This is a genomic window from Sphingobium naphthae (assembly GCF_043589935.1).
Lineage (GTDB): Bacteria > Pseudomonadota > Alphaproteobacteria > Sphingomonadales > Sphingomonadaceae > Sphingobium > Sphingobium naphthae_A.
In genome coordinates this window covers 1,095,926-1,114,877 of record NZ_CP171454.1, presented here as the reverse complement: position 1 = coordinate 1,114,877, position 18,952 = coordinate 1,095,926, and the positions used below count along the sequence as shown (strand labels likewise).

Genomic DNA, 18,952 nt, shown 5'->3' with positions numbered 1-18,952 from the left:
GACAGTCGCCTCTTAGTCGGACGAGAAAAATCGTGGTTATGGTTTGTCAGGAACTGGGCGCGGCACCCAGATTGTGCAGGATAAGCCGGTGCTAGCCTGTTCTCCATCAGGCAGCCGCGTCCGCTTGAAGCAGCCCCCAAGCGGGAACTCCCGGCTAAGCCAGCGGCCCGAGGGGGTGTCTTGCTCGTAAGGACGGACATCTGCGCTTTCGAGAAATGTCCAAAGCTGAGCGGCCGTGTCACCAGTGCAAATATATTTGTGGCTATCGTCTGTGTCAGTCACTTCTCCCGCCGCCACCGCATCTTCCAGGCACGCTTCAGTTAGGCCGGGCAACTTTTCAGGAAAGTCCGTTGCAGCATCATCGGCGAGTAGCAGGGCAACGGCAAAGATCAGCATAGGTGTTCAACTCACGCTACGGCTGGTGATACCAGCAGCAGAAGATCGTGCTAGCGCCTTCACCTGCCAGCGAGGATTGCTGCTCCGACACGCTACCAACCCTGTAAAGTTGGCAAACCCGTTTAGCCGGAAAACGGATCGTGCGGCAACGTAGGCTTTCGAGTTAAGCAACTGATGATGCGTACGACCATAAATGGTCCAAACCCGAACACTCGAAATTTCTGCGAGGAACCCGGTGGAGAGTTGGATTCCCGCCTTCGCGAGAATGACGAGAGGGTGGTTTTCAGCTATACTCCCCTGCCAGGGGAGGATGAAGCCGGCTGCTGTTGTTGGGTGTGCGCAGACCGACCGAACCTGTCCATGCCGCGCGCGCAGTTCCGAAGGTTCGATTTCGGTCAATGTAGGACATTCCTTCCCCTTGAGGGAGAAGGATACGAAGCCTTGCCGCATAGCGGCTAGGCGGAGTTGGATGAGGGGTACTGGCGATACCGAACTATTCCCGCGAGGTTGCCGCCCCTTTACCCAGCTACGACTAAGGCAGCAAGCTGCCAAGTTAGCGCAGCCTCGGCCAGAGGCGCGACTCTGGCCGACCCTCAAGGGAGAGGGATATAGAATGTCTTGTTTCCACCCGTTCGGCAATGCAGCCGATGCCGGTCCGACCGACGCTCTCAGCCTCAGCGCAGCGCGCCTTTCGCCACCATGGAGCGGGTGTAGATCAGCTGGACGATGGCGACCAGGATGATGAAGGCGGGGAAGCCGGCGGCGACCATCAGGCCTTTATGCGCGATGAGGTCGGTCATGCCCAGTGTGTAGCCGAACTGCACCAGCACCGCGATCAGCGAGACGAGGAACAGCGTGGCGGCGAGCGCCCGGCGCATCAGCAGCAGGATTGCGCCCAGCACGCCTGCGCCGACCGCGATCCCATAGACGATCCACAGCCAGGGCGGCATGGCCGCGAAGGTGCGAGCGGTGGCGGGATCGGTGCGGGCGAGTTGATCAAGGTCCATGCCATGTTGCGTGACGAAGGCCATCACCCCCATCAAATTCCAGAGCAACAGGATGATTCCGATGATGGTCAGGGAACGGGACGTAGGCATGATGCGTGTTACCCCCTCTTGACCGGCATCCATTGCCGCCGGTTCATTGCCGATTCTATACCCAAAAGCGCCCGCGCGATAGCGGCGCGTCTGCCAGGAGACTATGCCTATGCTGGGACGATCCATACCCGACGTGACGCTCAAGACCCGGGTCCGCGACGACAGCGTTGAAGGGCCCAACCCCTTTCGCTGGCAGGATGTGCGCACCGCCGACCTGTTCGCGGGCAAGCGCGCGGTGGTGTTTTCGCTGCCCGGCGCCTTCACGCCGACCTGTTCGACCGAACAATGCCCCGCCTTCGAACGATCGAGTGACGCGTTGAAGGCGGCGGGCGCAGATGACATCTACTGCGTGTCGGTCAACGACGCCTTCGTCATGTACCAGTGGGGCAAGCATTTGGGGATCCGGTCGGTCAAGCTGCTGCCTGACGGATCGGGCGCCTTCACGCGGCGCATGGGGATGCTGGTCAAGAAGGACCATCTGGGTTTCGGCGAGCGCAGCTGGCGCTATGCGATGGTGGTGGACGACGGCCGGATCGTCGCCTGGTTCGAGGAGCCGGGGATCAACGATGCCGGCGAGGATGACGACCCTTATGGCGAGACGAGCCCGGAGTCGGTGCTGGCTTGGCTGAATGACAATCCGCGCGAATGAGCGCCGCCGCCGCGCCCGCGCCGATCATCGTCACGGCGCTGATGGGCGCGGCGGACTTCGCCTGGGCCGACGGGCTGCGCCGCGCGCATTTCCCGCCGGAGCGCAACTGGCTGTCGGCGCATATCACCTTGTTCCACCATCTGCCGCCATCGCTGCTGGACGAGGTGGCGGCGCGGCTGAAGCGGCTGTGCGCCGGGCCGCCGCCGCCCGCGCGCCTGACCGAAGTGATATTGTTGGGGCGGGGGGTGGTGCTGCGCGTCGAAAGCCCGGCGCTGATGGCGCTGCGCGAGGAACTGGCGGACGCCTTTGCGGGCCTGCTGACGCCGCAGGACCAAGCCCGCCCGCGGTTGCACATCACCGTCCAGAACAAGGTCGCGCCCAATACGGCGAAAGCGCTGGCGCTGGCGCTGCGCCGCGACTTTCGCCCGCGCCCCCTGGCGATTGCGGGCCTCGCCGCCTGGCATTATCGCGGCGGCCCGTGGGAGCCGGCGATGACGGCGATGTTTCGGGGGTAGCGCCCGCGTCGCCTGACCATCTGCGCCTGACCATCTGCGAGGGTCGCTCAACCCGAATGTGGCCTGCCGATCTGCGGCAGCGCCATGTGCCGCTTGCCGACCGCTCAATTTTGCCCTAAGGGGCGGCACGCATCGGACGGCTCGCTGTTCGACTTTGACGACTCCAGGACGCCCAAGAGGGGCATCGGATGGACGCTGGCCGGCGAGGTTTCGCCCGCCGGCGATTTTGTCGTTTGAGGGGTGATGCAGAGTTTTTCAAGGGCTCCGGCCCGGATGAGGTGTTGATGTTCGATTCGCTCAGCGATCGCTTAAGTGGGGTCTTCGACAAGCTGCGTGGGCGCGGTGCGCTGACGGAGGACGATGTCCGCGCCGCGATGCGTGAGGTGCGGATCGCGTTGCTGGAGGCCGACGTGGCGCTGCCCGTCGTGCGTCAGTTCGTCGACCAGGCGACCGAGCGGGCGGTGGGCAGCGACGTGCTGCGATCGGTCACGCCGGGGCAGATGGTCGTCAAGATCGTGTCCGACACGCTGACCGACGTGCTGGGCGCGGAAACCAGCGACCTGATGATCGACGTGACCCCACCCGCCGTCATCATGATGGTCGGCCTGCAGGGGTCAGGCAAGACCACCTCCACCGCCAAGATCGCCAAGCGGCTGAAGGAAAAGGACCGCAAGAAGGTGCTGATGGCGTCGCTCGACGTCCAGCGCCCGGCGGCGCAGGAACAGCTGGCGGTGCTTGGCACCCAGGCCGAAGTCGCGACGCTGCCGATCATCGCGGGCCAGCAGCCGGTCGACATCGCCAAGCGCGCGCTGCAGGCGGCGAAGCTGCAGGGCTTCGACGTCGTCATGCTCGACACCGCCGGTCGCCTGCATGTCGATCAGGCGCTGATGGACGAGATGAAGGCGGTGGCCGATGTCGCCACGCCCGCCGAAATCCTGCTGGTCGTCGATTCGCTGACCGGCCAGGACGCGGTCAATGTCGCGACCAGCTTCACCGCCCAGGTGCCGCTGACCGGCGTGGTGCTAACGCGCATGGACGGCGATGCGCGCGGCGGCGCGGCGCTGTCGATGCGCGCAGTGACCGGCCGCCCGATCAAGTTTGCGGGCACGGGCGAGAAACTGGACGCGATCGAGCCTTTCCACCCCTCGCGCGTCGCCCAGCGCATCCTGGGCATGGGCGACGTCGTGTCGCTGGTGGAAAAGGCCGCCGAGACGATCGACGCCGAGGAAGCCGACAAGCTGGCCAAGAAGATGGCCAAGGGTCAGTTCGACATGAACGACCTGCGCGCGCAGCTCAACCAGATGCGCCGCATGGGCGGGCTTGGCGCACTGGCGGGCATGCTGCCGGGCCTCAAGAAGGCGCAGGCGGCTATGGCCAACAGCGGCGCCAACGACAAGACGCTGATCCACCTCGACGCGATGATCGGTTCGATGACGCCCAAGGAGCGCGAGCGCCCGGCGATCATCAACGCCAAGCGCAAGATCCGCATCGCCAAGGGTTCCGGCACCACGGTGCAGGAGGTCAACCGGCTCCTGAAGATGCATCAGGAAATGGAAACCGCGATGAAGAAGATCAAGAAGATGGGCGGCCTCAAGGGGCTGGCCAAGATGTTCGGCGGTGGCGGGCTGGACGGCATGTTGGGCGGCGGTGGCGCGCCGCCGCAGGGCCTGCCGGGCCTGGGTGCGCCCAACCTGCCGCCCGGCTTTCAGAATTTCATGAAGAAATAAGCAGTTTCAACAGATTAGATTAGAGTAGAAAGGCAAGTTATATGGCAACCTCCATCCGTCTGTCGCGCGGCGGCTCCAAGAAGCGCCCTTATTATCGCATCGTCGTGGCCGACAGCCGCGCGCCGCGTGACGGCAAGTTCATCGAGCGCATCGGCAGCTACAACCCCGTCCTGCCCAAGGGCGACGAGAAGCGCGTCGTGCTCGACATCGACCGCGCCAAGCACTGGGTCGCCGCCGGCGCGCAGCCGACCGATCGCGTCGCCCGCTTCCTGGACGCGGCCGGCGTGAAGGAGCGCGCTGCGCGCAACAACCCGAAGAAGGCCGAACCGGGCCAGAAGGCCAAGGATCGCGCCGAAGATCGCGCCGCCAAGGCCGCCGAGGCCGAAGAAGCCCGCAAGGCTGCTGAAGAAGCCGCCAACGCGCCGGCCGCAACCCCCGCCGAGGAAGCCGCGCCCGCCGAGGACGCTGCTGCCGAGCAGGCCGAGGGCTGAGCGACTTGACCGACAAGCCCGTCACTCTGGCCGTGATCATCGGCGCGCATGGAGTGACGGGCGAAGTCCGCCTGAAGCTGTTCGGCGAAGGGCCGGACACTCTGAAGGGCTATGGCGGCTTCACGGCCGCGGGGCGCATGCTGACATTGCAGTCGGTGCGCCCCGGCCCCAATGGCGCGGTCGCCCGCTTCGCCGAAATCGGCGATCGCGGCGCCGCGGAAGCGCTGCGCGGCACGGAACTGACGGTGCCTCGATCCGCTCTGCCGCCGCTGGCGGAGGGGGAATATTATCACGTCGACCTGATCGGCCTGCCTTGCACGTCCAGCACGGGCGAGGCGCTGGGTGCGATCGTCGCGGTCGAGAATTTCGGCGCGGGCGACATCATCGAGGTCGAGCGACCGAACGGCAAGCGCTTCATGGTGACGATGCAGGCCGTGACGCTGGGCGACGGCGGGGCGATTATCGACGCGGCTTTCGCGGAATAGCCTCTTCAGATCCTATCTGCGGGAGCCGGGCGCGGGTGCACGGCCCGCTGTTGCTTGCGCCCACGCCAGGCGCGCAGATCCCGGACCTGACGCCGCCCGCCCGGCAACCCTGACGCGCACGATGCTGGACGCTGCGCCCGGCTTGGCCTAAGCGCGGCTTCATGCCCGTCCTGCAGCATATCGTTCTGGCCTTCTATCTGCTGTTCCTGCTCGCGGCGGGGTGGCGGCTGTGGGTCGTGGGCTGGCGTTGCGTCGTCAAGCTCGCGACCGCCTTCCTGCTGGTGGCGCCGATGCCGCTGCTGTTCATCCTGCCGGGCCTGATGCGGCGCGACGCCTGGTCGGGACTGCTGGTCCAGCTTGTGATCACGCTGCTCGTCTGCGGCATGGCCTGCTTGGCCGGCGGCTTTTCCGCCGCGCGGTTGCGGGCCAGGCGGCGCGGATGACGGACGTCGGCTATCTGCTGGTCTTCGCCGCCGCCACGCTGCTGCCGGCGGCGCTGGCGGCCTTTTGGCTAGCCGTGTCCAGGCCGAACTGGAGCATCGCGCGCATCGCGCTGCTGTCGCCCTTGCCCGTTCCCGCTCTCGCCTTGCTGGCGTCCGCCCTCATCCTGCTGCGGGTCGCGACGGCTTCGAAAGAGGCGTGCGGCGTGGACGCCTGCGGCATCGCGTCCGTGGCGGCCGCGATGCTGGCGATCTGCGCGGTCCTGCTGTATCTGACTGCCGCCATCATCGCCTATGCCATCGTCAGGAAGCGGCGCGGATGAGCTTCACGGCGCAGATCCTGACGCTCTATCCGGAGATGTTTCCCGGGCCATTGGGCGTCTCACTCGCCGGGCGGGCGCTGAGCGAGGGAAAATGGGCGTGCGACCCCATCCACATCCGCGACTTCGCGTCGGACAGGCATCGCACGGTGGACGACACGCCGGCCGGCGGCGGCGCGGGCATGGTGCTGCGCGCCGACATTCTGGGCCAGGCGGTCGACCATGCGCTGGCGCGGCGGCCTGACCTCCCCGTGCTGGCGATGACCCCGCGCGGCGCGCCGATCACCCAGGCGCGCGTCCGCGACCTTGCCGCAGGGCCGGGCGCGACGATCCTGTGCGGCCGGTTCGAGGGATTTGACGAGCGGATTTTCGACGCGCGCCCGATCGAGCAGATCAGCATGGGCGACATCATCCTGTCGGGCGGGGAAATGGCCGCGCTGCTGCTGCTCGACGCTTGCGTGCGGCTGCTTCCCGGTGTAATGGGCGCGGCTTCCAGCGGAGTCGAGGAATCCTTTGAAACGGGGTTGCTCGAATATCCGCATTATACCCGCCCGGTGGAATGGGAGGGGCGCGCGATCCCTGAAGTGTTGCGATCGGGGGATCATGCGAAGATCGCCGCCTGGCGGAAACAAAGGGCGGAAGAGGACACACGGCTAAGGCGGCCGGACCTTTGGGAACGCCATATCGGCGTTCGGGACCAGCCGCCCTCTGGTGCGCGACGAACGACCAAGGACTGAGTTTGACATGAACATCATCCAGCAGATCGAGGCGGAAAGCATCGCCGCCCTCGCCAAGGATATTCCCGACTTCCGCCCCGGCGACACGCTGCGCGTCGGCGTGAAGGTCAAGGAAGGCGACCGCAGCCGCGTCCAGAATTATGAAGGCGTCTGCATCGCCCGCTCGAACAAAGGCATGGGTTCCAACTTCACCGTGCGCAAGATTTCGTTCGGCGAAGGCGTGGAGCGCGTATTCCCGCTCTATTCGCCCAACATCGATTCGATCACGGTCGTCCGCCGCGGCGTCGTGCGTCGCGCCAAGCTCTATTATCTGCGTGGCCGCACCGGCAAGCGTGCGCGTATCGCCGAGCGTCGCGACACCCGCAGCGAGGATTGATCCGCGAAATCAATTCTTGACAGTTGTAAAAAGGGAACAGGCGGTGACCCCCGTGGTCGCCGCCTTTTTCTTTATGTTGCAATGATTTGACAATCATCTTGCTTCTGTTTGTCTTCGCGGCTGCAAAAGAAATTCCGTCGGCGAAACAAGGGCCATTCCGCACATAGTGGATTTGTGCCAGCCTCTCGTTTCCAAATGTTGCAAGGAATGACTGATCCGAAATCATCGCGATTTTGGAAGCGCCTTCCTGCATCCGTGGAAAATCAAGGAAGACCATAGGGGAGCATGTTCGAAAAGGCCTCTGCAAAAAGAGACATAGGGGGCTTTGAATGAAGTATCGGGGTCTGATCTCCCGCAGCGCCATCGCCGTTGCGCTTATCTATTCCTTGCCTGTTCTTGCTCAGGAAGAGGTGCCGCAAGATATAGCAGCCGCGCCGGGGCAAACCATCATCGTCACCGGAACCCGCCGCACCGACCGTACGGTCGCGGAATCGCCCACGCCCATCGACGTCTATTCGGGCCAGGAATTGCAGAAGCAGGGCGTGGCCGACATGAACCAGGTGCTCCAGAATCTGGTCCCCTCCTTCACAGTCGCGCGCTACGCCATCGGCGATGGCTCGTCCTTCGTGCGTCCGCCCAACCTGCGCGGCCTTGCGCCCGACCAGACGCTGGTGCTGGTCAATGGCAAGCGCATGCATCGATCCGCGCTGGTCCAGATCGGCGCCAATGCCCAGTCCGCCGGCGCGCATTCCGCTGACCTGGCGCAGATCCCGGCGATCGCGGTGCGCGCGGTCGAAGTGCTGCGCGACGGCGCGTCGGCCCAATATGGTTCGGACGCGATCGCGGGCGTCATCAACATGACGCTGCGTAACGACACGGACGGCCTTTCGGGCTATGCCCGCTACGGCCAATATTATCGCGGCGACGGCGAGGATTATCAGGTCGCACTCAATGGCGGCTTCAAGCTGGGCGACAGCGGCTTCATCAACATCAGTGGCGAATATGTGAATGCGGGCAAGACCAGCCGTGGCGTGACTCGCGCGGGCGCGGCGTTGCTGCGCATGGAGCAGCCCGACATCGGCGTGCCGGCGCTGGCGCAGCGCTACGGAAATCCCGAACTGGAATCCTACCGCTTCTTCGTCAATGGCGGCTTCGACCTGGGTGAGAGCGAGGTCTATTTCTTTGGCAATTATGGCCACAGCTTCCAGGAGGAAAGCTTCAACTATCGTCAGTCGGTGGACACGGCGGGCACCGACATCGAAGGCAACAGCTTCGGTCTCAACGGCATCTTCCGCGACTATTTCACCGATTTCGACAACACCTTGCCCGGGATCCAGACCGGCGCGGCGGGCGGCAATGTCTATGCGCCCAACGACTATGAATATGTGACGCGCGACTATACGCAGGTGGCCGACTGTTCCGACCCTCTGGTGCAGAATTGGAGCTGCATCTATCCGGGCGGCTTCACGCCGATCTTCTTCGGCAAGATCGACGATATTTCCGGCACCGTGGGGTATAAGGGCACGTTCGGCTTCGGCCTGAACTACGATATTTCGGGCAGCTACGGCCAGTCGACGCTGAAATATACGATGAACGGCACGATGAACCCGTCGCTGGGCATTGAATCGCCGACCGAATTCTACCTCGGCAAGCTGGAACAGCGCGAAACGCTGATCAACGCGGACTTCAGCTATCCCTGGGAAGTCGGCTTCGCCAGCCCGGTGACGATCGCCTTTGGCGGGCAATATTTCCGCGAATCCTACGAACTGGGCCTGGGCGATCCGGCCTCCTACGCGATCGGGCCATACACCGGCAATCTGGTCTTCCACCAGGATGGCACGCCGGTCTGCACCAACATGGTCTATGATCCGCTGAGCCCGGATACGTGCACCCAGCTGTCGGTGGCGCTGCCGGTCGGCGCCAATGGCTTTCCGGGCTACGGCCCGGCGATCGCCGGCGAAAGCAGCCGCAATTCCAAGGGCGTCTATATCGACATCGAAGGCGACATCACCGATCAGCTGTCCTTCGGCATCGCCGGCCGCTACGAGCATCTGTCCGACTTCGGCAATTCGACCACAGGCAAATTCTCGGCTCGCTATGCGATCGTTCCGGACGTGATCGCGCTGCGCGGCACGGTCGCGACGGGCTTCCGCGCGCCGACCCCGGGGCAGGTCAACACCAGCAGCATCGCCACCGGCTTCAATCCCGGCAATCCCAACGCGATCGAATATATGACGCTGCCAGTCACCAGCCCGGTTGCCGCCTATCTGGGCGCCGAAGCGCTCAAGCCCGAGGAATCGGTCAGCTTCTCGCTCGGCACGGTCTTCACTCCCGCGCCGGGCACGACGCTGACGATCGACTATTACAACATCAAGGTGAAGGACCGGATCGGCACGTCGGGCACCTTCGTCATCTCCGATGACCAGCGGCCGACGCTGCGGGAGCTGGGACTGGCCAATTATGCGACGGTGAACGAGGTCCAGTTCCTGACCAACGCGTTCGATACCCGCACCCAGGGCATCGACGTGGTCGGCAGCTACCGGATGCCGATCGGCGACCTGGGCGTGCTCAACTCAACCTTGGCCTTCAACTGGAACAAGACCAAGGTCATCGCGCGCGATCCCGACATCGTGTCGGATGTGCGCGTGGCGCAGCTGGAAAAGACGCTGCCCAAGACTCGCGTCATCCTGACGGAGAATTGGACGGCGGGTCCGCTATCGGTGCTGGGGCGCATGAACTGGTACGGCAAATATACGGTCACGGATGACGGCCCGGTGTCGCAGACCTTCGGCAGCGAGTTCGTGTTCGACCTGGAAGTCAGCTATGACATCAACGACAATATCACGCTGACCGCAGGTGCGCAGAATATCTTCAGCAACTATCCCGACAAGTTCGACAATCGGCCGGGTGGGCTGGGCCCGGTCTATGCCTCCACCGGCGGGCGGTTCACCGGGGATATCTATCCCGACGTGTCGCCCTTCGGCTTCAACGGCGGCTTCTGGTACGGCAAGGTCGGGTTCAAATTCTGAACCCGCCGACACCATGTCTCGAAGGCGGCCGGTCCCTTGGCGGACCGGCCGTTTCGGTGCAGGATAGGCCCATGTCCCTGACCCATAGGCTAGCGCGGCCGGACGACGAGGCGGCGCTGTCGGCTGTCATGACGCTGGCGATCGAGCAGTTGCAAGCGCCCTTCCTGTCGCCCGAACAGGTGCGGGCGAGCCGCGCTTTCATGGGGATCGACCGCCGGCTGATTGCGGACGGCACCTACTTCCTGGTCGAGGCGGCGGGCCGGATCGCCGGCTGCGGCGGATGGAGCCGGCGCGCGACGCCCTATGGCGGCGACCATAGCGCGGGGCGGGATGACCGGCTGCTCGACCCCGGGCGGGAGGCGGCGAAGGTGCGGGCGATGTACACTCATCCCGATCATGTGCGCAAAGGCGTGGGGACGCTGATCCTGTCGCTATGCGAGGCGGCGGCGCGAGCGGAGGGCTTCAGCGCGCTGGAGCTGTCCGCAACCATGGCCGGCGCCCCGCTCTATCGCCGCTTCGGCTTCGTCGATGTCCGCCCGTTCCAGGATCATGGCGTACCCTTGATGCTGATGCGCAAGGTCATTTACGGGTAGCGGCTGGTCCACCACAGGCCAAGAAGACTGATCGCTGCGGCCGCCGACATGTAGAGGCCGACCAGCGCCACGCCCTGCACCGCGATCAGCCAGGTGGCGACGATCGGCGCCAGCGCCCCGCCGATGATGCCGCCCAGGTTGAAGGCGAAGGATGCGCCGGTGTAGCGCAGCTGGATCGGGAAGAGCGCGGGCAGATAGGCGCCGAGCGGCCCGTAGATGAAGCCCATCAGGAACAGGGCGAGCGCCAGGATCGCAAAAACCGGCAGCAGTGCGCCGGTGCCGATCATCGGCCCGAAGATGAGGCCCATGGCCGCCGTCCCCGCGCAGCCCCAGGCGAGCACGCGCGTCGGGCTGCTCTTGTCGGACCACCAGCCGGCAAGGACGATGCTGAGCGCCATGAACAGGATCGCGCCCAGCTGCAGCGCCAGGAATATGCCCCGATCAATCCCCAGCGTGGTCGTGCCGTAACCGAGCGCGAAGGCGGTGGCGATATAATAGACCGCGAAGCAGGCGACGACCGCGAAGGTGCCGGCGATGGCCGCGCCCAGATGATCGCGCAGCAACGTGGCGAGCGGCAGGGCGGGCGGCGGCGCTTTGGCTTGGGCGGCGGCGAACTCCGGCGTTTCGGTCAGTTTCAGGCGCACCCAGAGGCCCAGGAACACGAGCACTGCGCTGCCCAGGAAGGGCAGTCGCCAGCCCCAGGCGAAGAAATCGGTCTCCGTCAGCACCATGCCCAGGATCAGGAAGAGGCCGTTGGCGGCGATGAAGCCGACAGGCGCGCCCAGTTGCGGGAACATGCCGAACCGCGCGCGCCAGCCCGGCGGGGCGTTTTCCACCGCCAGCAGCGCCGCGCCGCCCCATTCGCCGCCCAGGCCAAGGCCCTGGCCGAAGCGCAGCAGGCACAGGATGAGCGGCGCCCACCAGCCGATCTGCGCATGGGTCGGCAGGAAGCCGATGGCGAGCGTGCAGCCACCCATCAGCATCAGCGATGTGACCAGCGTCGCCTTGCGCCCGACGCGGTCGCCATAATGGCCGAATACCGCGGCACCCAGCGGCCGGGCGAAGAAGGCGAGGGCGAGGCTGCCATAGGAGGCCATGAGCTGCGCGGTGGGCGAGGAGGCGGGGAAGAAGAGCGCCGGGAAGATCAGGCTGGCGGCGGTGGCGTAGATGTAGAAGTCGTAGAATTCGACCGCCGTGCCGATCAGGCTGGCGGCCAGCACGCGCTTGTGCCGCCACATTTCGCCGATCCCGTTGGTTCCCGTCATTGCCCGTCATTCCCCTATGTCATTCCGCCGTCTCGTGCGATCCTCCCCTGTAAGGGGAGGGGGAGCGGCAAAGCCGGTGGAGGGGCGTCGCCCTGTCGATGGCGGGACACCCCTCCGTCAGGCGCTTCGCGCCTGCCACCTCCCCTTCCAGGGGAGGATGGCTGGTCATCCCATGTCGCGCCGCTTCTGGTTCAGCAGTTCATAGGCCATGACCGCGGTCGCGACGGCGGCGTTGAGGCTGTCGGCCTTGCCGCGCATCGGCATCTTCACCAGCAGGTCGCATTGCGCTTCATAATCGGCGGGCAAGCCCTGCGCTTCGTTGCCGACCAGCAGGAAGCTGGGGCTCCGGTAGCGCGGCTGCTGATAATCCTGGGTCGCCTTCAGACTGGTGCCGATGAGTTCGCCCGACCCGCTGCGCAGCCAGGGAAGAAACTCCTCCCAGCGCGCCTGGGTGATCGACTGGGTGAAGAGCGCGCCCATGCTGGCGCGCACCGATTCGACCGAGAAGGGATCGACGCAATCGTCGATCAGGATGAGGCCGCCCGCGCCCACCGCGTCGCCGGTGCGCAATATGGTGCCCAGATTGCCGGGATCGCGCAGCGACTGGGCGACGATCCAGATGTCGGCCCGTGTCCGGTCGAGCGCGGCCAGCGGGGTCAGCCGGTCGCGATAGACGCCGACCACCGCCTGCGCATTGTCCTTGCCGCTGATCTTGGACAGGATGTCGGGCGTGGTTTCGATGACGTCGCCGCCCGCCGCCTCGATCGCGTCGATCAGGTCGAGCGCGAGCGGATGAGTGGAGCCGGCGTGAAACAGCATTTCGGGTAGCACGCCTTCCTCGCGCGCTTCGGTCAGGATGCGCAGCCCTTCGGCCAGGAACAGCCCTTCGGCCTTGCGATATTTCTTTTCCCGCAAGGAGCGGACGCGCTTCACCAGCGGGTTGGAAAATCCGGTGATTTCGCGTGCCACTCTACCGCCATGCCCCTGTTGAACCGAAGGAAGCGGCTTCCTTAGCCGGGGCCGGCGCAAAAGGACAGGGGCGCGCCGCGCAGCGCGATGGATTTGGCCGACGGATTTTGCCAAGGATGCGGCATGACCGCTGATTCCGATCCGCCGCCGCTCCATGTCTCGTCCAAGCTGGAGGATGGGTTCTTCCTGGGCTTCGTGCTGCTGGTGTCGGTCGCCTTCGCGCTGGTGATCGAACCCTTCTTCGCCGCGATCCTTTGGGGCGTGATCGTCGCCATCGTATTCGCGCCGGTGCACAAGGCCATTTTGGCGACGATGCCGCGGCGGACCAACGCGGCCGCTCTGTTGACGCTTCTGCTGATCCTGTTGGTGGTGATCGTCCCGGCCTTCGTCCTGGGCGCCGCGCTGTTGCAGGAAGCAGCCTATTTCTACGGCAAGGTCCAGTCGGGCGAGATCAATTTCGCGCGCCTGTTCTACGATGTCATCGCCGCCCTGCCCGACTGGCTGCGCCCCTATATCCGGCGGCTGGGCATCACCAATTTCTATGCCGCGCAGGAAATGGTGACGCGCGGCCTGACCAGCAGTTTCCGCACGCTCGCGGCCCAAGCCTTCGAAATCGGCCAGAGCGCCTTCAGCTTCTTCGTGGCGCTGGGCGTCATGCTCTACCTCGCCTTCTTCCTGCTGCGCGACGGCGACTGGCTGGCGCGCCGGGTGGCGGCCGCCGCGCCGCTGCGCGCGGGCCAGCGCACCGCGCTGATCGCGCAGTTCGTGGTCGTGACGCGCGCGACGATCAAGGGCAGCATCGTCGTCGCCATCGTCCAGGGGCTGATCGGCGGGCTGGTCTTCTGGGCGCTGGGCATTCAGGGCGCGCTGCTGTGGGGCGTGCTGATGGGCGCCTTTTCCCTGTTGCCCGCGATCGGCACCGCGATCGTGTGGGTGCCCGTTTCCATCTATCTCTTCGCCACCGGCGCGGTGTGGCAAGGGGTGGTGCTGGTCGTTTGCGGCGCGCTGGTGATCGGATCGGTTGACAATGTGCTGCGCCCGATCCTGGTCGGCCGCGACACGCGCATCCCCGACTATGTCGTGCTGATCTCCACGCTGGGCGGGATCGAATTGTTCGGCTTCAACGGCATCGTCATCGGCCCGGTGATCGCGGCCTTGTTCATCGCGACCTGGAACATCTTCACGCGCATGCGCGGCGTCGCCGAGGCGGAAGGTGAACAGGACTGATCCCTTGTCCTACCTCTGCAGGCGACGACAACGCCCTAGGCTGCAATCGTGCTCGCAGCTGGGCGTCGCCTTCATCGGCAGGAGCTGACCTCAGGCCAGCCCCACTTCCTTCAGCGGCACGCTGGCATCGGCGAGTTGCGCCACATCGAGCGTCGCGCCGGACAGAATATGGGCGCGGCCCTGGACATAATCCTTGACCGCGTTGACGCAGTCGAGCGCGATCACCTTGCCATCCTTCAGATACACGACCGAAAAGCTGCGGCTGGCCGGGTCGCCGCGCAGCACCGTCTGGTCAAAGCCGGTCGAGAGGCCGACCGTCTGGAGCTTGAGATCATATTGGTTCGACCAGAACCAGGGCACGGCGTCATAGGGCGCTTCCTTGCCCATGATGTGAGCGACGGCGGTCTTGGCTTGGTCATTGGCGTTCTGCACCGACTCCAGCCGCATCGTCGCGCCGCCGGCGAAGCGGTTGGCGTGGGCGGCGCAATCGCCCACGGCATAGATGTCGGGCAGCGACGTGCGGCAATATTCGTCGACGTCGACGCCATTGCCGCCGACCGCGCCCGCCGCGATCAGCGGGCCGGTTTCCGGCACGATGCCGATGCCTACGATGACCATGTCGGTCGCGATGCGATCGCCATCCGCCATCAGCACCGCGGTCGCCTTGCCATCCTGCACTTCGATACAGTCCATCTTGGCGTTGGTGCGCAGGTCGACGCCATGGGCGCGATGCTCCGCCTCGTAGAAGCGGGACAGTTCCTCGCCCGCGACGCGCGCCAGCACCCGGTCGAGCGCTTCGAGCAGCACCACCTGCTTGCCGAACTTGGTGAGGACCGCGGCGGCCTCCAGCCCGATATAGCCGCCGCCCACGATGGTGACATGGCTGATGCTGTCCAGCTTCGCCATCATCGCGTCGACATCGGCGCGGCGGCGCACGGCGTGGACATTGCCGGCGTCGGCGCCATTGCAGGTGAGCATGCGCGGCGCGCCGCCGGTGCACCAGATCAGCTTGTCATAGCCGATTTCCCTGTCGCCCACGGTCACGAACTTGCCGGACGGATCGACGCTCTTGACGCGCTTGCCCAGCAGCAGGTCGACATTGCGCTCCGTCCAGAAGGCGGCGGGGCGGATCAGGATGCGCTCGAAGCTCTTGTCGCCGGCGAAATATTCCTTCGACAGGGGCGGGCGTTCATAGGGCGGGTCCTTCTCGTCCCCGATCATGCCGACCGAGCCTTCGAAGCCCAGCTGCCGCAGCGTGATCGCCGCCTGCGCCCCGGCATGGCCCGCGCCCACGATCAGAACGTCATAATAGCTCATTCGCCTGTCATCCTCTTTGCCCCGGTCGGCTGGCTGATTGCGCGAATTGCAGCGTCATGCAAGCGCCCAGTCGCGACATGGGCTGCGGCTCTGAAACAAACGGGAAATCTGGTTGCAAAATCCGGCCCCCACAGCCGCTGGCAGGCGGGGGCGCCTGACATAAACCCTTATTCGAAAGGCCAAAATCATGATGTCTCGTTCGCTCCTCCCGATCGCGGTCGCCGCTCTGGTTGGTGCCGCCGTCACGCCTGCCGCCGCCGCTCCGCAGCAGGGCCATGACAGCCACGGCCGCACGCAGGCGCAGGCCCAGCCCAAGCCCAAGGCGCCGGTCAAGGCCGCGGCCAAGTCGAAGGCGCCGGTCAAGTCAAGCGCCAGCAAGGGCTTGAGCCGACACCAGGCCGCCTGCCGCGCCCGCTATCGCAGCTACGACATCCGCACCGACACCTATAATACCGGCAAGCGCCGGCTGCGCTGCACGCTGTAAGTAAACTGCGGCGCTGACGGCGATTGCCTGAGCTCTACCGTTAGCGCCGCTCGATGATGTGCGCGTCCCTCTTCATGCTGATCTGTCCCGCCGCAGCGGCACGATGGACAGCCATCCGCCGGCGTCCTCGATGTGCGCGGTGATGCCATAGACCGACCGCAGGCGTTCGGGCGTCAGCACGTCCAGCGGCTTGCCGTCCGCGACCAGCCGGCCGCCGTTGAGCAGCAGCAGGCGATCGCAATAGCGCGCGGCCATGGTAAGATCGTGCAGGACAGCGACGACCATGCGCCCCGCCTGCGCTTCACGCGCGAGCAGTTCCAGCACGTCGATCTGATGCCCCGGGTCCAGCGAGGCCAGCGGCTCGTCTGCGATCAGACCAGGCGCTTCCACAGCCAGGGCGCGGGCGAGCAGGACGCGCGCCCGTTCGCCACCCGATAACTCGGTCGCGATCCGATCGCGCAGACCCAGGACTTCGGCCCGCGCCATCGCATCCTCTATCACAGCGTAATCCGCGGCTGTGATACGGGACATGGGGCCAAGATGCGGCAAGCGGCCAAGCGCGACCAGGCGCTCCACGGAAAGCGGCCAGTGCAGCGTCTGTCCCTGCGGCAGATAGGCAATGGCCCGCGCAACCTGGCGACGCGCCATGTCCGCAACGCCTTGCCCGTCGAGCGCGACGGTGCCGCTCACTGGGCGCAGCAGGCCCAGAAGAGACCGCACCAGCGTGGACTTGCCCGCGCCATTGGGACCCACGATCCCGATCAATTCGCCGGGGGCAAGATTTGCCGTAATGGCGTTCAGGACGGGCCGCCGGCCCAGATTGACGCTGACATTGTCGAGGGAAAGGGTCACCATAGCCGGCGCTCCCGCAAGAGATGCACAAGGAAGACGGGCACGCCCAGGAATGCCGTCACGACGCCGAGCTTCAACTCGCTTTGCGTCGGGATGAGCCGGACGGCGACGTCGGAGAGGGTCAGCAGCGCCGCGCCCGCGAGCAGCGAGGGCAGGAGCAGCGCGGACGGGCTTCGATCCGTCAGGGGGCGAACCAGATGGGGGACGATCAGGCCGATGAAGCCGATCGCACCCGAAACGGCGACCGCGCCGCCCACGCCGATGCCTACGCCGAGCAGGAGTCGCACCCGCGTGCGCGTGAGGTCGACGCCCAGCGCCTGCGCGCCGTCTTCGCCAAGGCTGAGCGCATCGAGCGCACGGCCGTCGACCAGCAGGAGGATGACGCCGATCACGATGCAGGGCAGGGCGATCCAGACATGGTCGATCGACCGGTTTTCGATCGAGCCCAGCAGCCAGGTCGTGATCTCCATCCCGGCGAAGGGGTTGGGCGAAAGGTTGAGCGCCAGGCTGATCCCTGCGCCGGCGAGGGTCGAAATCGCGATGCCCGCGAGGATCAGGCTCAAGGGGCTTTCCGAGTGGCCGGCAAGCGCGAAGAGCGCGACCAGCGCGATCACGCCCATCAGGACAGCCAGGACCGGCAGCGCGAGCGCATGCAGTTCCGACAGGCCGAAGTAGAGCGCGCCGACCGCTCCCAGCGCGGCGGCGTTGGACGCGCCCAGCACGGCCGGCTCGGCGAGCGGATTGCGCAGATAGCCCTGCAGCACGGCGCCCGCCAGCCCCAGCATCCCGCCAATCGCGATCCCCAGCACCGCGCGGGGCAAGCGAAGGTCGAACAGGATCGCTGTGGTGATGCGGTCGCCATGGCCCGTCGCTGCGGCGAGTAGGCGAGCGGGGTCTATCGGCACCGCGCCGATCGCCAGCGACAGGGTGGACGCAACCAACAGGGTGACGGCGAGACCTGGCAGCAGCGCGGGGTGTCGCATATCAGGCGGAAGGACGGGCATGGACATCGCGCTCCACATCTTGGGTCGAATGCTTGTGTCTGGTCATGACGCCGCTATGGAGAGGCTCATGAAAAGGCTGTTGCTGACTGGGCTGGCGTTGGGCGCGGCGCTGTGCGCCGCTGGGATCGCGATCGAATGGCCGGCCGGCAAGCCCGTGGCGGTCGCGGCACCGCCATCGACCAAGGCGCCGCAACGGATCGTGTCGCTCAATCTGTGCGCGGACCAATATCTGCTGGCGCTCGCCGACAGGGATCAGATTGCCGGCCTGACCCGCAACGCCATAGACCCCGACATGTCGGCGGCAGCCGAGCAGGCGAAGGGTCTGCGACTGCTGAAAGGGTCCGCCGAAGAAATATTGGCGATCAACCCCGATCTCATCCTTGGCATGCCCGCGCGTCGTGGTGGCGTGATGGCGGCTCTGTCGGGTGACCATTATCGCTCCGTCGACGTCACCCTGGCCAACAGCTACGCCGATATCGTCGCGCAGGTCCGGGTGATCGCGCAGGCTGTGGGGCATCCCGAGCGAGGCGAAGCGCTGATCGCCCGCATGGATCGCGACCTTGCGGCGATTCCGCGCCGGCAGGACGCGGGCGTTGCGGCCTATTATCAGCGGCGCGGCTATCTGACGGGCACCGGCACGCTGGTCGATGACCTGATGAGGCGGGTGGGCCTCGTCAATCTGGCGGGCCGGATCGGAAAGCCGGCCTTGTCGCAGTTGAGCCTGGAAGAACTGATGGTCGCGCAGCCCGACTATCTGATCGTGGAGAGCGCGGCCGAGCGCGTCATGGATCAGGGGACGGAAATGCTCCACCACCCGATGCTTCGGGACATCAAGCGCCTTCCCCTGCCGCAGGCCTGGACCGTATGCGGCGGGCCGGCCTATGTCCGCGCCGCCCGGAGCCTCGCGGACCAGTTGCGCGCCGCGCCCGCCCGGAGATTGGCGGCCGGAACCAGTTGAAGGGCCGCAGGCGGCAGCGAT

General features: G+C 65.7%; 21 protein-coding genes. 14 read left to right on the top strand and 7 right to left on the bottom strand.

The window, feature by feature from the left end:
- Nucleotides 1–36 precede the first annotated feature (36 nt).
- On the bottom strand, nucleotides 37–396 hold the full coding sequence (locus ACGGKE_RS05440) for a hypothetical protein (RefSeq protein WP_394440741.1): 360 nt from the start codon (nucleotides 394–396) through the stop codon (nucleotides 37–39).
- A 674-nt stretch (nucleotides 397–1,070) separates the two neighbouring features.
- Nucleotides 1,071–1,493, bottom strand: coding sequence for a sugar transporter (locus ACGGKE_RS05435; RefSeq protein WP_394440739.1), 423 nt, complete (start codon nucleotides 1,491–1,493; stop codon nucleotides 1,071–1,073).
- A 109-nt stretch (nucleotides 1,494–1,602) separates the two neighbouring features.
- Between ACGGKE_RS05435 and ACGGKE_RS05430 the strand changes: the two genes are divergently transcribed.
- The 11 genes from ACGGKE_RS05430 to ACGGKE_RS05380 all read left to right on the top strand — a co-directional run bounded on the left by ACGGKE_RS05430 (nucleotide 1,603) and on the right by ACGGKE_RS05380 (nucleotide 10,855).
- A complete protein-coding gene (locus ACGGKE_RS05430) occupies nucleotides 1,603–2,142 on the top strand; it encodes a peroxiredoxin (RefSeq protein WP_394440737.1) in 540 nt (179 codons plus the stop codon).
- Nucleotides 2,139–2,657, top strand: coding sequence for a 2'-5' RNA ligase family protein (locus ACGGKE_RS05425; protein WP_394440735.1), 519 nt, complete (start codon nucleotides 2,139–2,141; stop codon nucleotides 2,655–2,657). Before ACGGKE_RS05430 ends, ACGGKE_RS05425 begins: the two co-directional genes overlap by 4 nt.
- 284 nt (nucleotides 2,658–2,941) lie before the next feature.
- Nucleotides 2,942–4,384: a signal recognition particle protein gene (gene ffh, locus ACGGKE_RS05420; protein ID WP_394440733.1), complete on the top strand. Its 1,443-nt coding sequence runs from the start codon at nucleotides 2,942–2,944 to the stop codon at nucleotides 4,382–4,384.
- Between the two features lie 41 nt (nucleotides 4,385–4,425).
- The gene (rpsP, locus tag ACGGKE_RS05415; RefSeq protein WP_394440731.1) at nucleotides 4,426–4,875 is read left to right on the top strand and encodes a 30S ribosomal protein S16; all 450 of its coding nucleotides are present in this window, start codon (nucleotides 4,426–4,428) and stop codon (nucleotides 4,873–4,875) included.
- Between the two features lie 5 nt (nucleotides 4,876–4,880).
- Complete coding sequence (gene rimM / locus ACGGKE_RS05410; protein WP_394440729.1) at nucleotides 4,881–5,360, top strand: ribosome maturation factor RimM; 480 nt, start codon at nucleotides 4,881–4,883, stop codon at nucleotides 5,358–5,360.
- Between the two features lie 161 nt (nucleotides 5,361–5,521).
- Nucleotides 5,522–5,803, top strand: a complete 282-nt coding sequence (locus tag ACGGKE_RS05405) for a hypothetical protein (RefSeq protein ID WP_394440727.1) — start codon at nucleotides 5,522–5,524, stop codon at nucleotides 5,801–5,803.
- The gene (locus tag ACGGKE_RS05400; RefSeq protein WP_394440725.1) at nucleotides 5,800–6,123 is read left to right on the top strand and encodes a hypothetical protein; all 324 of its coding nucleotides are present in this window, start codon (nucleotides 5,800–5,802) and stop codon (nucleotides 6,121–6,123) included. Before ACGGKE_RS05405 ends, ACGGKE_RS05400 begins: the two co-directional genes overlap by 4 nt.
- On the top strand, nucleotides 6,120–6,857 hold the full coding sequence (gene trmD / locus ACGGKE_RS05395; RefSeq protein WP_394440723.1) for a tRNA (guanosine(37)-N1)-methyltransferase TrmD: 738 nt from the start codon (nucleotides 6,120–6,122) through the stop codon (nucleotides 6,855–6,857). The genes ACGGKE_RS05400 and trmD overlap by 4 nt, the downstream gene beginning before the upstream one ends.
- A gap of 7 nt (nucleotides 6,858–6,864) precedes the next feature.
- Nucleotides 6,865–7,233 carry a 50S ribosomal protein L19 gene (gene rplS, locus ACGGKE_RS05390; protein ID WP_228165955.1) on the top strand — a complete coding sequence of 123 codons (369 nt, stop codon included), beginning with the start codon at nucleotides 6,865–6,867 and terminating at the stop codon, nucleotides 7,231–7,233.
- 329 nt (nucleotides 7,234–7,562) lie between these two features.
- Entirely contained in the window at nucleotides 7,563–10,262 is a 2,700-nt protein-coding gene (locus ACGGKE_RS05385) for a TonB-dependent receptor plug domain-containing protein (RefSeq protein WP_394440721.1), read from the top strand.
- Nucleotides 10,263–10,333: 71 nt separating this feature from the next.
- Nucleotides 10,334–10,855, top strand: a complete 522-nt coding sequence (locus ACGGKE_RS05380) for a GNAT family N-acetyltransferase (protein WP_394440719.1) — start codon at nucleotides 10,334–10,336, stop codon at nucleotides 10,853–10,855.
- On the opposite strand, the gene ACGGKE_RS05375 is transcribed toward ACGGKE_RS05380, so the two are convergent.
- Both ACGGKE_RS05375 and ACGGKE_RS05370 read right to left on the bottom strand, forming a co-directional pair.
- Nucleotides 10,846–12,120 (bottom strand): MFS transporter, encoded by a 1,275-nt coding sequence (locus ACGGKE_RS05375; RefSeq protein ID WP_394440717.1) that lies wholly within the window; start codon nucleotides 12,118–12,120, stop codon nucleotides 10,846–10,848. The two genes, ACGGKE_RS05380 and ACGGKE_RS05375, sit on opposite strands and share 10 nt — an antisense overlap.
- A 165-nt stretch (nucleotides 12,121–12,285) precedes the next feature.
- Nucleotides 12,286–13,089 carry a TrmH family RNA methyltransferase gene (locus tag ACGGKE_RS05370; protein ID WP_394440715.1) on the bottom strand — a complete coding sequence of 268 codons (804 nt, stop codon included), beginning with the start codon at nucleotides 13,087–13,089 and terminating at the stop codon, nucleotides 12,286–12,288.
- Nucleotides 13,090–13,212: 123 nt separating this feature from the next.
- On the opposite strand from ACGGKE_RS05370, the gene ACGGKE_RS05365 reads away from it, so the two are divergent.
- Nucleotides 13,213–14,316 (top strand): AI-2E family transporter, encoded by a 1,104-nt coding sequence (locus ACGGKE_RS05365; protein WP_394440713.1) that lies wholly within the window; start codon nucleotides 13,213–13,215, stop codon nucleotides 14,314–14,316.
- A gap of 90 nt (nucleotides 14,317–14,406) precedes the next feature.
- Here ACGGKE_RS05365 and ACGGKE_RS05360 read toward each other — a convergent pair whose 3' ends face one another.
- On the bottom strand, nucleotides 14,407–15,633 hold the full coding sequence (locus ACGGKE_RS05360) for an NAD(P)/FAD-dependent oxidoreductase (protein WP_394440711.1): 1,227 nt from the start codon (nucleotides 15,631–15,633) through the stop codon (nucleotides 14,407–14,409).
- A 187-nt stretch (nucleotides 15,634–15,820) separates the two neighbouring features.
- Between ACGGKE_RS05360 and ACGGKE_RS05355 the strand changes: the two genes are divergently transcribed.
- Nucleotides 15,821–16,117, top strand: a complete 297-nt coding sequence (locus ACGGKE_RS05355) for a BA14K family protein (RefSeq protein WP_394440709.1) — start codon at nucleotides 15,821–15,823, stop codon at nucleotides 16,115–16,117.
- 72 nt (nucleotides 16,118–16,189) lie between these two features.
- Here ACGGKE_RS05355 and ACGGKE_RS05350 read toward each other — a convergent pair whose 3' ends face one another.
- Together ACGGKE_RS05350 and ACGGKE_RS05345 are read right to left on the bottom strand one after the other, a co-directional pair.
- Nucleotides 16,190–16,972: an ABC transporter ATP-binding protein gene (locus ACGGKE_RS05350; RefSeq protein ID WP_394440707.1), complete on the bottom strand. Its 783-nt coding sequence runs from the start codon at nucleotides 16,970–16,972 to the stop codon at nucleotides 16,190–16,192.
- Nucleotides 16,966–17,952: a FecCD family ABC transporter permease gene (locus ACGGKE_RS05345; RefSeq protein ID WP_394440705.1), complete on the bottom strand. Its 987-nt coding sequence runs from the start codon at nucleotides 17,950–17,952 to the stop codon at nucleotides 16,966–16,968. Before ACGGKE_RS05345 ends, ACGGKE_RS05350 begins: the two co-directional genes overlap by 7 nt.
- Before the next feature lie 88 nt (nucleotides 17,953–18,040).
- On the opposite strand from ACGGKE_RS05345, the gene ACGGKE_RS05340 reads away from it, so the two are divergent.
- Nucleotides 18,041–18,931, top strand: a complete 891-nt coding sequence (locus ACGGKE_RS05340; protein ID WP_394440703.1) for an ABC transporter substrate-binding protein — start codon at nucleotides 18,041–18,043, stop codon at nucleotides 18,929–18,931.
- Nucleotides 18,932–18,952 lie beyond the last annotated feature (21 nt).